Below are 11,213 nucleotides of genomic sequence, written 5' to 3' on the forward strand. Positions count from 1 at the left end.
CCAGGGCGCGGTCCACGAGGGTCGCCGCCGAACCGCTGTAGCGGGTGGGGTCGGTGAGGTCCGCGAGGTCGGTGAGAGCGGCCGGCGCGTCCGGGGGGAGTGCGTCCGCGAGTGCTTCGGCCAGCGGGACGCCTTCGGCGGCCGCGCGGCGGGAGGCGGCGGTGAGGAGTTCCTCGGCGCGGGCCCGGCCGAGGGCGGGGGCCAGGGCGGCCGCCACGCGTTCGCTGACGATCAGGCCGTGCGTGAGGTCCAGGTTGGCGCGCATGCGGTCCGGACGCACGCGCAGCCCCTCGGCCAGCTCGGCCGCGTGCGCCGCCGCACCGCCGGCCAGCCGCAGGAGCTCGCGCAGGGGCTGCCACTCGGCGTGCCAGGCACCCGCGGGGCGTTCGTCCCCGGCGCCGGCGAGGGAGGCCAGCAGTACGGAGGCCAGGGCTGGCGCCTGGTGGGCGGCGGAGGCGATCAGGGTTGCGCGTACGGGGTTGGCCTTGTGCGGCATGGCGGAGGAGCCGCCGCCGGCGCCCTCGGACAGTTCGGCGATCTCGGTGCGGCTGAGGGTGAGCACGTCCGCGGCGAGCTTGCCGAGGGCGGCGCAGGTGAAGGCCAGGGCGGTGGCCAGGTCCGCGACGGGGGTGCGCAGGGTGTGCCAGGGCAGGGCGGGCGGCGCGAGGCCCAGTTCGGCGGCGTACGACTCCACCAGGGCGAGGCCGGGGGAGGCGCCCTCCTCGTCCCGGCGCACCGACGACGCGCAGCCGGCGGGCCCGGTGAACGCGGCCAGGGTGCCCGCCGCGCCGCCCAGCTGGGCGGGCGGGGCCAGCGCGGTCAGGCGGTCGGCGGCGTCCAGGACCAGGGCGCGCCAGCCCGCTGCCTTCAGGCCGAACGTGGTGGGGACGGCGTGCTGGGTCAGGGTGCGGCCCGGCATGGGGGTGTCCCGGTGCCGCGCCGCCAGGGTGGCCAGCGCCTCCGCCGTACGGGTCAGGTCCGCCGTGATAAGGGTCAGGGTGCGGGAGGCGACCAGCATCATCGCCGTGTCGACGATGTCCTGACTGGTGGCGCCCCGGTGCACGTACGGCGCCGCCTCCGGGCCCACCGCCGCCGTGAGCGCCGCCACCAGGGGGATCACCGGGTTGCCGCCGGACCGCGCCCGCAGGGCCAGGTCCCGTACGTCGAAACGGTCGGCCCGCGCCGCCGCCGTGACCGCCTCGCCCGCCCGGGCCGGCCCCTGGGCCCGGGTCAGCGCCGCCTCCGCGTCCAGCATGGCCTGGAGCAGCGCCGTGTCACCGGTGGCGGCCTCGGCCGCCGTCCCCGCGCGTACGGGGGACAGGAGCCCGTGGTCGAGGCAGGGACCGGGGACGACACCGGGGCCGTGACCGGGATCAGGCGAAGTCAAGGAAGACCGTCTCTTCCTCGCCCTGGAGGCGGATGTCGAAGCGGTGGGTGCGGTGCGGTTCGGGCCGGGCGATCAGTGTCGCCCGGCGCTCGGGAGTCAGCGAGGCGAGCAGCGCGTCCGGGCCTTCCGCGAGGTACGCGCGCGTGAAGAGGTGGTGCGTCAGTCCGCGCGCGAACACGCACACGCTGATGTACGGGACCGTCGGCGCGCCCGGCGGCAGCGTACGGACCGCGTAGTGGCCGTCCGCGTCGGTCGGGACGCGGCCGAAGCCCGTGAAGGCCACACCGTCACGGCCGAGGAACCCGCCGGTCACGGGATCGCGCCGCATCGACCCCGGCGCGCCGGCCACCGAGCCGCCGGGGTCCGCCTGCCAGAACTCGACGAGCGCGTCCGGGACCGGTTCCCCGGCGCCGTCGTACACGTACCCGTGCAGCGTGATCGCGTCGGATCGTTCCCTGGGGGCGATGTCGCCGCCTCCCGGGAACGGCAGGGCGTACCCGTAGAAGGGGCCGACGGTGTGCGACGGGGTGGGCGGCAGGTACGTCATCAGCGGCCTTCCTCGATCCAGGTCGCGGACGGCCCGTCCAGGACGATGTCCCAGCGGTAGCCCAGCGATTGTTCGGGGCGGGACAGGGAGTGGTCGTACGCGGCGACGAGCCGGGCACGCGCCGCGTCGTCGGTCACCGACTGGAGGATCGGGTCGTACGCGAGGAGCGGGTCGCCGGGGAAGTACATCTGGGTGACCAGGCGCTGGGTGAAGGCCGAGCCGAACAGCGAGAAGTGGATGTGCGCGGGCCGCCACGCGTTCTCGTGGTTGCGCCACGGATAGGCGCCCGGCTTGATCGTGGTGAAGCGGTACGAGCCGTCGTCGCCGGTCAGCACCCGGCCCACGCCCGTGAAGTTGGGGTCGAGCGGCGCGGGATGCTGGTCGCGCCGGTGGGCGTACCGGCCGGAGGCGTTGGCCTGCCACAGCTCGACGAGCTGGCCGCGCACCGGCCGGCCCGCGCTGTCGAGCAGCCGCCCGGAGACGGTGATGCGCTCGCCGAGCGGCTCGCCCGCGTGCTGCCGGGTCAGGTCGTGGTCGAGCTCGGTGACGTCGGTGCGGCCGAAGACGGGCCCGGACAGCTCGACGGTCTCGGGGTCCCTCCGGACGGCCACCAGGGGCTGCTTGGGGTGGCGCAGGAGGCTGCTGCGGTACGGCGGGAAGTCGCGCGGCGGGTGGTGCGCGACGGAGGCCCCGGCGGCCCGCGCCTTCTCGTGTCCTGCGCGGATCTCGGCGAGTTCGCCGTCGATGTCGGCCTGGGTGAGCGTCACCGGCCCTCCCTTCCAGCGGACTTCAGGGCGCGCAGGGCGGCCAGTTCGGCGGCGGTCGGGGGTTCGGTGACCCCTACCGTGTCCGCGCACTTCAGGTCCCAGCCGGTTGCCGCCCGTACCTGTTCGACGGTGACGCCCGGGTGCAGTGCGCTCAGCACGAGCTCGGCGGTGGCCGGGTCGGGCCGCAGGACGCCGAGGTCGGTGATGACCGCGACCGGGCCCGCGCCCCGCATGCCGAGCCGCTCGCGGTCGCCGGGGCCCGAGCCGTGGCCGAGGGTCGTCACGAAGTCCAGCTTCCGCACGAAGCCGCGGGTGGAGTGGCGCAGGACCATCAGCACCTCGCCGCAGTTGGACGCGATCTCGGGCGCGCCGCCCGCACCCGGAAGGCGGCCCTGCGGCTTGCCGGGGCCCCGGTCGACGACCGTCGTGTTGATGTTGGCGAACCGGTCGACCTGGGCGGCTCCGAGGAAGCCCACGTCGATCCTGCCGCCCTGGAGCCAGTAGTTGAACATCTCCGGTACGGGCACCACCGCGTCCGCGGTCTCGGCCAGCTCGCCGTCGCCGATGGACAGCGGCAGGCGGGTCGGCTTGGAGCCGATCGTCCCGGACTCGTAGATCAGGACGAGGCCGGGGTTGACGGTGGCGCGGGCGAGGTTGGCGGCGGTGGACGGCAGTCCGATGCCGACGAAGCAGGTGCGCGCCCCGGCCAGCGCGCGGGCCGCGCTGACCTCCATCAGCTCGTCGCGCGTGAAGTCCTCGGTGGTCATCGGGCGACAGCCCCTTCGGTGCGTACGTTCTCGTCGATCCAGCGGGTGAAGGCGTCACGGTCCCGGGCGATCGGGTCCCACGCCTGGTAGAAGGCGTTGTCGCGCACCGTGTAGCCGGCGGCGTACGACGGGTGCGCGCCGCCGGGCACGACGCAGACCGCGTCGGTCACCCAGGTCGGCAGGACGACTCCGCCGGGCCGGGGCGTCAGTTCGTCGACGATCTCCTCGACCGTGACGAGCACCCGGCCGGCGGCCAGCGCGGCCTCCTTCTGGACGCCGGTCAGGCCCCACATCTGGACGTTGCCCGCCCGGTCGGCCTGCTGGGCGTGGACGACCGTGACGTCGGGATTGAGCGCGGCGACGGCGGCCAGTTCCTCACCGGTGAACGGGCAGACCACGGAGGAGACCGTGTCCGTACGGGTGGCGAGGTCGGAGCCGCGGTATCCGCGCAGTACGGCGAACGGCAGGCGCGAGGCGCCCGCGACGTAGCGGTTGGCCATGCCCGCGTGGCTGTGCTCGTCCAGCTCCAGGGGGCGCGGCCAGCCGTTCTCGACGGCGTCGCGGAAGCGGTGCAGGGAGCCGACGCCCGGGTTGCCGCCCCAGGAGAAGATCAGCTTCCGCACAAGACCGGCGCCGATCAGCTGGTCGTAGACGACGTCCGGGGTCATCCGGGCGAGGCTCAGGTCGGTGGTCCCCTGACGGATGACCTCGTGCGCCGCGGCGTACGGGATCAGGTGGGTGAACCCCTCCATGGCGAGGGTGTCCCCCTCGTGGACGAGGTCCGCCACGGCGTCGTGCAGGCTGCGTATCTCCGCCATCGTCACTCACTCCGCGAGTTGCTCAGTGCACTGACTATTTCTTGGTCGAGGCCGTAGAATTCCACCGGGTTGGGCCCACGTCAATGGCTCAGTACACAGAGCATCACCGAACGGAACGCAGGAGGCCCGCATGGCCGCGGTCGATCTGAGCACGCACCCCGGGCACCTCGCCCGGCGGCTGCAGCAGGCGCACACCCTGCTGTGGACGACGATGGTGTCGGAGGAGACCACCTCCCCGCAGTTCGCCGTCCTCAACGCCCTGGCGGAGAAGCCGGACATCGACCAGCGCACCCTGAGCGAGCACGTCCACCTCGACCGCTCGACCATCGCCGACCTGGTGGCGCGCCTCGGCCGGCGCGGCCTGCTGGAGCGGGTGCGCGACCCGCGCGACGGCCGGCGCAACGTACTCAAGCTCACGGACCAGGGCGCGGCGGTGCACCGCGGGCTGGTCACCCGTACCGCGCGGATGAACAAGGTGTTCCTCGCGCCCCTCGACGAGGAGGAGCGGGAGACGCTGCTGCGGCTGATCGGCCGGGTCGCGGACGCGGCGGAAGAGCTGCGGGGCTGAGTATCCGGACGTTCCGGGGAACGCTCTGGGCGTACCAGCCGTCCACCGCGAGGTCGTCGGTCAGGTGGCGGGCGATCTGGGTGTGGGTGCCCGCGGTGGCGCCCCAGGCGTCGAGAAGCGCGAACCACGCCTCCCAGTCGCGTCCCGTCGACGCCTTCAGCACGTCGGCCGACAGCTTCTCGGTGATCTTCCCGCCGGCGGAACCGGGCGAGCCGGCGGACCTGGTCATGGCGCCGACGCCAGGACGGGCGTGGCGCGGCCGCAAGGCGGGAAACCTTCTGCGATTTCTTCCGCCCGGGCGATGAGTTTCGCCCGGGCCCCGGGTCTATCCCTGCGTACGGCAAAGACAGCGACGACGGCGACCGAGAGAAGAGAGACACCGCTCATGAACCAGATGATCTTCGTGAACCTGCCGGTCAAGAACCTCGAGACCACGAAGTCCTTCTTCGGCAAGCTCGGATACTCGTTCAACCCCCAGTTCAGTGACGACTCGACCGCCTGCCTCGTGATCAGCGACACGATCTTCGCCATGCTGCTCACCGAGCCGCGCTTCAAGGAGTTCACCAAGAAGGAGATCGCGGACACGAGCACGACCACGGAGGTCCTGCTCGCGCTCAGCGCCGAGAGCCGGGAGAAGGTCGACGAGCTGGCCGACGCCGCCCTCGCCTCCGGCGGGTCCCCCGCCAACGACCCCATGGATCACGGCTTCATGTACGGCCGCTCCTTCCAGGACCCCGACGGCCACACGTGGGAGGTCGTCTGGATGGACCCGGCGGCCGTCGAGGGCCAGCAGGGCTGAGACCGGGCCGGCCGCGGACGTACCCGGAGGGCCTCAGGTCCTGAGGCCCTCGTACGTCACCCCGGTGAGCTGCTCCGACGCCACCCACAGCCGCTCACCGGCCACGTCGTTCGTGGTCCAGGCCGCGCGCCACGACCTCGTGGGCGCGCCCCGCAGGCCCTGGATCCTCGGCCCGGTGAACGAGTCGGGCCGTACGCCGGGCGCGGTCGCCGCGTACAGCGTGGGCAGGGCGCCGGACTCGGCGGGCTGCGCGATGATCCGGTTCGCCAGCGACACGATCCGCTCGGCCGCCCTGCGCCCCTCCATGCGCACGCCGGCGGTCTGCAGGTTCGTACGGGCGTAGCCGGGGTGGGCGGCCGCCGCGACGATGCCGGAGCCGGCCGAGGCGAGCCGTCCGGCCAGCTCATGGGTGAAGAGCAGGTTCGCCGTCTTGGAACGGCCGTAGGCGATCCAGCGCCGGTATCCGCGCTCGCTGTTGAGGTCGCCGATGTCGATGTTCGCCAGGGCGTGCAGGCCGCTGGAGACCGTCACGACGCGGGCCCCGGGGGTGCGGAGCAGGTGGGGCAGCAGGAGTCCGGTGAGGGCGAAGTGCCCGAGGTGGTTGACGCCGAACTGCGTCTCGAAGCCGTCGGCGGTCCGTCCGTACGGGAGCGCCATGACGCCCGCGTTGTTGACGAGCAGGTCGAGGCGGTCGTGTGCGTACGCCGCGGCGAACTCCCGCACGGAGGACAGGTCCGCCAGGTCCAGCGGGGCGCACACGACGTCGGCGGACGGGACCTCGCGGGCGATGCGCGCCGCCGCCTCCTTGCCGCGCCGCTCGCTGCGGCACGCGAGGACCACGCGCGCGCCCCGGCGGGCGAGTTCGCGCGCCGTGACGAGCCCTATGCCGCTGTTGGCCCCCGTGACCACGGCCGTACGGCCGCTCTGGTCGGGGATGTCGCTCGCTTTCCAGCCAGTCGTCATGGGGGCCAGGGTACGACCGGGCGTCCGGTCAGGCGGAGGCGCCTCCGTCGACGACCAGGTCGGTGCCCAGGACGGACGCGGCGTCGGCGGAGGCCAGGTACAGCACGGCCGCGGCGACCTCGGCGGTCGTCGAGACCCGCCCGAGCGGTGACTCGCCCTTCATGCGGACGGCTCGCTCGGCGTCGCTCTCGCCGGGGAGCAGCGACATGGCGGTGGCGACGGGGCCCGGGCCGCGTTGATCGACCGGTCAAGCAACTCCGACGCGTACGGCGAACGTCCGCACCGTGACCGCCTCGTCGTCCAGGCAGTGCCCCGTCTCCAGGTCGAAGCGCTGCTTCAGGAGCGGTGAGGCGACGAAGGGACGGCCGTTCTCGGATCCGATCAGACCGCGCGACAGCACCTGCGCGCCGGAGAACGGATCGCGGTTGTCGATGGCGTACGCGCGTCCCCTGCGGTCCGTGAACAGGGCCGCCTGGCGGCCGTCGGGGAGGAGGGCCGCCACACCGCGCCCCGGTGTGAGGGCGGACAGGTCGCAGGCGGTGAACCAGGAGTCGTCGATGCGCAGTTGCAGGGTCATCCGGCACGGGTCCCTTCGAGGGTGAGAACGGTGAGGTCCGGCTTCATCTGGTCGCGCTCGGGAACGAACCGCACGGACGGGTCCGGCGCGTCCGGAGCGTTGACGAACGAGACGAACCGGGACAGCCGCTCCGGGTCGTTGATGGTCTCGGCCCATTCGTCGCGGTAGCCGGACACGTGGGCGGCCATCAGGGCTTCCAGCTGGTCGCAGATGCCGAGCGAGTCGTGGACGACGACGTCCCTGAGGTGGTCGAGGCCGCCCTCCAGCCGCTCCAGCCAGGTCGACGTGCGCTCCAGGCGGTCCGCGGTGCGGATGTAGAACATCAGGAACCGGTCGATGAGGCGCACGAGTTCGGCGTCCGACAGGTCCTGGGCGAGCAGATCGGCATGGCGGGGGGTCGCACCGCCGTTGCCGCCGACGTAGAGGTTCCAGCCGTTCGCGGTGGCGATCACGCCGAAGTCCTTGGACTGCGCCTCGGCGCACTCGCGCGCGCATCCGGAGACCGCCGACTTCAGCTTGTGCGGGGCGCGCAGACCCCGGTAGCGCAGCTCCAGGTCGATGGCCATCCGGACGCTGTCCTGGACGCCGTAACGGCACCAGGTCTGTCCCACACAGGACTTCACCGTCCTGAGCGCCTTCCCGTAGGCGTGTCCCGACTCGAAGCCGGCGTCCACCAGGCGCGTCCAGATCAGCGGCAGCTGGTCGACGCGGGCGCCGAAGAGGTCGATGCGCTGACCGCCGGTGATCTTCGTGTAGAGGCCGAAGTCGCGGGCCACCTCGCCGATCACGATCAGCTTCTCGGGGGTGACCTCGCCGCCCGGGATGCGCGGCACGATCGAGTACGAGCCGTTGCGCTGCATGTTGGCGAGGAAGTGGTCGTTGGTGTCCTGGAGGGCGGCCTGTTCGCCGTCGAGGATGTAACCGCTGCTCAGGCTGGCCAGGATCGAGCCGACCGTCGGCTTGCAGACCTCGCAGCCGTCGCCGCCCCGGGCCGCCTCACGGCCGTGCGAGTCGAGAAGCTCGGCGTACGACGTGATGCGCAGGGTGCGGACGATCTCGTACAGCTCGGAGCGCGTGTGCGGGAAGCAGCCGCACAGGCCCTTGTCGCCGGTCTGGGGAAGCAGCTGGCCGATCAGCTTCACGCAGCTGCCGCAGCCCGTTCCGGCCTTGGTGCACTTCTTCACCTCGGGCATCGTGGAGCAGGCGGTGACCTGGCCCTTGGTGACGTTGTGGCAGTTGCACACGACCGCGTCGTCGGGCAGGGCGGACGGGCCGAGGGTGACCTGGCCGCTGCCGGCCGGCGCGATCAGTTGCTCCGGCGCGACGGGCGGCACGGAACCGGTGAGCGGCCGCAGCATCGCGTACGCGTCGGCGTCGCCGACCAGGACACCGCCGAGGAGCGCGCCGTCGGGGCTCACCACGAGCTTCTTGTAGACGCCCGAGCGCGAGTCGGAGTACGTGACGTCCAGACACCCCTCCGCGTGGCCGTGCGCGTCGCCGAAGGACGCGACGTCGACGCCGAGGAGCTTCAGCTTGGTGGACATGTCCGCGCCCGTGAACGCCCGGTTCGCGGTTTCGGCCGCTCCCGGGAACGCTTCCGCGAGCGTTCCCGTGATCGTCTCGGCGGCCGTCTCGGCCATCTCGTAACCGGGCGCCACCAGGCCGTACACCCGGCCGTCCACCGCCATCGCGCACTCGCCGATCGCGAAGACCGCCGGGTCCGACGTACGGCACTGCTCGTCGACGGCGATGCCGCCCCGCTCGCCGACCGGCAGTCCGCAGTCCCTGGCCAGCTGGTCGCGCGGCCGTACGCCCGCCGAGAAGACGACCATGTCGGTCTCCAGGGTCGAACCGTCCGACAGCGACATGCCGTTGACCGCGCCGGCGTCGTCCGTGGTCACGGCCTGGGTGCCGACGCCCGTGTGGACCGTCAGCCCCATGCCCTCGATCGTGCGCAGCAGGGCCGCGCCGCCGCCCTCGTCGACCTGGACGGGCATCAAGCGGGGTGCGAACTCCACGACGTGCGTGGCCAGTCCGAGACCGCTGAGCGCGCCCGCCGCCTCCAGACCGAGGAGCCCACCGCCCACGACCGCTCCCGTACGCGCTGTCTTCGCGTACGCCTCGATCGCGAGCAGGTCCTCGATGGTGCGGTAGACGAAGCAGCCTTCCGCGTCCTTCCCGGGAACGGGTGGTACGAAGGGGTACGAACCAGTGGCGAGCACGAGCGTGTCGTACGAGAAGCTCCGTCCGCTGCGCGCGGTGACCGTGCGCGCCTCGCGGTCGACGGCGGTCGCGGGATCGTCCAGGTACAGCTCGATGCCGTGCTGTTCCATGAAGCCGGGCTCGCCGAGGGCGAGGTCGTCAGGGGTGCGGCCGGAGAAGTACGAGGTCAGCTGGACCCGGTCGTACGCGGGCCGGGGCTCCTCGCACAGGACGACGATCCGTGCCTTCGCCGTCACGCCGCGGTCCGCGAGGGCCTCCAGGAAGCGCTGGCCGACCATGCCGTGGCCGACGACCACGATCGTGGGGGGTGTGGACATCTCAGGCGCCTCCAAGCAGATGGAACAACGGGGTGGAGGGGAGCGGCTCGTCGCCCTCCCAGGTGCGGGCGAGTTCGCCGACGGCGCCGAGATCGCCCAGCAGGATGCCGCCGATCAGCCGGTCGCCGCGGACGACGACCTTCCGGTACGCGCCACGGGTGGCGTCGGCGAGGCGGACGACGTCGTCGCCGGGGAGCGGATTCGTCTCGCCGAAGGCGGCGAGGTCGAGGGGCCCGGCGCCGGTGCCGGTGCCACCGCTGTGCAGAGTGAGCCGGGTGAGGGCCCGGGTGCCGGTGTAGCGCGGCGCGGCAGCGCTCGCGGGACCGGTGACCGCCGTGGCGGGCCCGGCGGCCACCGCAGCCACGGCGACCTCGGCGTGAGTGCCCGGCCGGGCCGCGAGTGCGGCGGCCGGGGGCGGGGCGAGCAGCAGGGCGGCCAGGATGTCGGCCTGTTCGAGGGCGGGGCCCGCGAGACCGTACACCCGGCCGTCGTGCTCGGCGCAGTCGCCGACGGCCCGGATGTGCGGGTCGGAGGTGCGCAGTTCGTCGTCCACGACGATGCCGTGGCGCACGTCCAGGCCGGCGGCCCGCGCGAGGCCGACCCGGGGGCGTACCCCGCAGGCCAGGACGACCAGGTCGGCGTCGAGGGCGTACCCGTCGGCCAGTTCGACGGCCCGCACGGTCCCGGCGCCCGCCCCGGCCGCGCAGCGCAGGCCGCGTACCCGGCACTCGGTGTGGACCTCGACGCCCAGCGTCTCCAGGTGATCGCGGAGCAGTTCGCTCGCGGCCGGGTCGAGCTGGCGCTGCATGAGGTGTTCGCCCTGCTGGGCCAGGACGACCTGGGCCCCCCGTTCGGCGAGGGCGCGGGCCGCCGAGACGCCGAGCAGGCCGCCGCCGATGACGACGGCGCGGGTGCCCTCGCGCACGGCGGCCGCCAGGGCGAGGCAGTCGTCCAGCGTACGGAAGGGGTGGACGCCGTCGGGGAGGTCGGCGCCGAGGCCGCGCAGGGGTGGCAGGACGGGGTTGGAACCGGTGGCGAGGACGAGGGTGCCGTACGGCACGACGCTGCCGTCGTCGCACAGCACCACCCGCTCGGCCCGGTCGATACGCACCACCCGCACCCCGCGCCGCACCGGCGTGGACGGCTGGGCGATGACCTCGGGCCCGTAGCGGCCGGCGAGGACCTCCGCGAGCAGCACCCTGTTGTACGGGGCGTGCTCCTCCTCGCCGATGACGGTGACCCTCGGCGCCGGCGACGCCGGCCCGGCCGTCGGGGCGGGCGCGGTGGCCGGTGCGGCCCCGCGGGTCAGTTGCCGGGCCAGCCGGGCACCCGCCGTCCCGCCGCCGATCACCACGATGTCCTTGCTCATGAACGCAGCCTGCGGGGGCGGTGTTACCCGGCCGCATCCCGTCTGTTTCCCGCGGGGAACACTGCGCTCAGCGCCTTGCGGACCGCGCTGTGAGGGGGAGGAGAGGGGAGG

General features: G+C 73.3%; 11 protein-coding genes and 1 pseudogene. 2 read left to right on the forward strand and 10 right to left on the reverse strand.

Going from position 1 to position 11,213, the window contains the following annotated elements; translation table 11 throughout:
* The 5 genes from pcaB to E2E34_RS24875 form a co-directional block, all read right to left on the reverse strand.
* Positions 1–1,387, reverse strand: a 1,387-nt coding sequence (gene pcaB / locus E2E34_RS24855) for a 3-carboxy-cis,cis-muconate cycloisomerase (protein WP_244316069.1), incomplete at its 3' end; no start/stop codon positions are given.
* Positions 1,374–1,934, reverse strand: coding sequence for a protocatechuate 3,4-dioxygenase subunit alpha (pcaG, locus tag E2E34_RS24860; RefSeq protein ID WP_138904149.1), 561 nt, complete (start codon positions 1,932–1,934; stop codon positions 1,374–1,376). The genes pcaG and pcaB, both read right to left, overlap by 14 nt.
* Complete coding sequence (gene pcaH / locus E2E34_RS24865) at positions 1,934–2,701, reverse strand: protocatechuate 3,4-dioxygenase subunit beta (protein ID WP_138904150.1); 768 nt, start codon at positions 2,699–2,701, stop codon at positions 1,934–1,936. Before pcaH ends, pcaG begins: the two co-directional genes overlap by 1 nt.
* Positions 2,698–3,468, reverse strand: a complete 771-nt coding sequence (locus tag E2E34_RS24870; protein WP_138904151.1) for a CoA-transferase subunit beta — start codon at positions 3,466–3,468, stop codon at positions 2,698–2,700. Before E2E34_RS24870 ends, pcaH begins: the two co-directional genes overlap by 4 nt.
* A complete protein-coding gene (locus E2E34_RS24875) occupies positions 3,465–4,286 on the reverse strand; it encodes a CoA transferase subunit A (RefSeq protein ID WP_138904152.1) in 822 nt (273 codons plus the stop codon). Before E2E34_RS24875 ends, E2E34_RS24870 begins: the two co-directional genes overlap by 4 nt.
* A gap of 130 nt (positions 4,287–4,416) precedes the next feature.
* Between E2E34_RS24875 and E2E34_RS24880 the strand changes: the two genes are divergently transcribed.
* Together E2E34_RS24880 and E2E34_RS24885 are read left to right on the forward strand one after the other, a co-directional pair.
* The gene (locus E2E34_RS24880) at positions 4,417–4,854 is read left to right on the forward strand and encodes a MarR family winged helix-turn-helix transcriptional regulator (protein WP_138904153.1); all 438 of its coding nucleotides are present in this window, start codon (positions 4,417–4,419) and stop codon (positions 4,852–4,854) included.
* Positions 4,855–5,239: 385 nt separating this feature from the next.
* Positions 5,240–5,653 carry a VOC family protein gene (locus E2E34_RS24885; protein ID WP_138904154.1) on the forward strand — a complete coding sequence of 138 codons (414 nt, stop codon included), beginning with the start codon at positions 5,240–5,242 and terminating at the stop codon, positions 5,651–5,653.
* Positions 5,654–5,686: 33 nt separating this feature from the next.
* Here the strand turns inward: E2E34_RS24885 and E2E34_RS24890 are convergent, their stop codons facing one another.
* From E2E34_RS24890 to E2E34_RS24910, 5 genes and pseudogenes are all read right to left on the reverse strand, one after another.
* Entirely contained in the window at positions 5,687–6,616 is a 930-nt protein-coding gene (locus E2E34_RS24890) for an oxidoreductase (RefSeq protein ID WP_138904155.1), read from the reverse strand.
* A 28-nt stretch (positions 6,617–6,644) separates the two neighbouring features.
* A pseudogene (locus E2E34_RS24895) lies at positions 6,645–6,845 on the reverse strand (SDR family oxidoreductase); the annotation flags it as partial.
* Between the two features lie 18 nt (positions 6,846–6,863).
* Positions 6,864–7,193, reverse strand: a complete 330-nt coding sequence (gene nirD, locus E2E34_RS24900) for a nitrite reductase small subunit NirD (RefSeq protein WP_138896297.1) — start codon at positions 7,191–7,193, stop codon at positions 6,864–6,866.
* The gene (nirB, locus tag E2E34_RS24905) at positions 7,190–9,733 is read right to left on the reverse strand and encodes a nitrite reductase large subunit NirB (protein ID WP_138904156.1); all 2,544 of its coding nucleotides are present in this window, start codon (positions 9,731–9,733) and stop codon (positions 7,190–7,192) included. The genes nirD and nirB overlap by 4 nt, the downstream gene beginning before the upstream one ends.
* Position 9,734: 1 nt before the next feature.
* Entirely contained in the window at positions 9,735–11,102 is a 1,368-nt protein-coding gene (locus tag E2E34_RS24910) for an NAD(P)/FAD-dependent oxidoreductase (RefSeq protein WP_138904157.1), read from the reverse strand.
* Positions 11,103–11,213: the final 111 nt, after the last annotated feature.

Origin of the sequence: Streptomyces albidochromogenes, assembly GCF_005981925.1 — a bacterium.
GTDB lineage: Bacteria > Actinomycetota > Actinomycetes > Streptomycetales > Streptomycetaceae > Streptomyces > Streptomyces albidochromogenes.

Bases quoted from the DNA above. Each gene is read 5' to 3' on its own strand.
- pcaG (WP_138904149.1), bottom strand. From the start codon at position 1,934: ATGACGTACCTGCCGCCCACCCCGTCGCACACCGTCGGCCCCTTCTAC.
- E2E34_RS24870 (WP_138904151.1), bottom strand. From the start codon at position 3,468: ATGACCACCGAGGACTTCACGCGCGACGAGCTGATGGAGGTCAGCGCG.
- E2E34_RS24875 (WP_138904152.1), bottom strand. From the start codon at position 4,286: ATGGCGGAGATACGCAGCCTGCACGACGCCGTGGCGGACCTCGTCCAC.
- E2E34_RS24880 (WP_138904153.1), top strand. From the start codon at position 4,417: ATGGCCGCGGTCGATCTGAGCACGCACCCCGGGCACCTCGCCCGGCGG.
- E2E34_RS24885 (WP_138904154.1), top strand. From the start codon at position 5,240: ATGAACCAGATGATCTTCGTGAACCTGCCGGTCAAGAACCTCGAGACC.
- E2E34_RS24890 (WP_138904155.1), bottom strand. From the start codon at position 6,616: ATGACGACTGGCTGGAAAGCGAGCGACATCCCCGACCAGAGCGGCCGT.
- nirD (WP_138896297.1), bottom strand. From the start codon at position 7,193: ATGACCCTGCAACTGCGCATCGACGACTCCTGGTTCACCGCCTGCGAC.
- nirB (WP_138904156.1), bottom strand. From the start codon at position 9,733: ATGTCCACACCCCCCACGATCGTGGTCGTCGGCCACGGCATGGTCGGC.
- E2E34_RS24910 (WP_138904157.1), bottom strand. From the start codon at position 11,102: ATGAGCAAGGACATCGTGGTGATCGGCGGCGGGACGGCGGGTGCCCGG.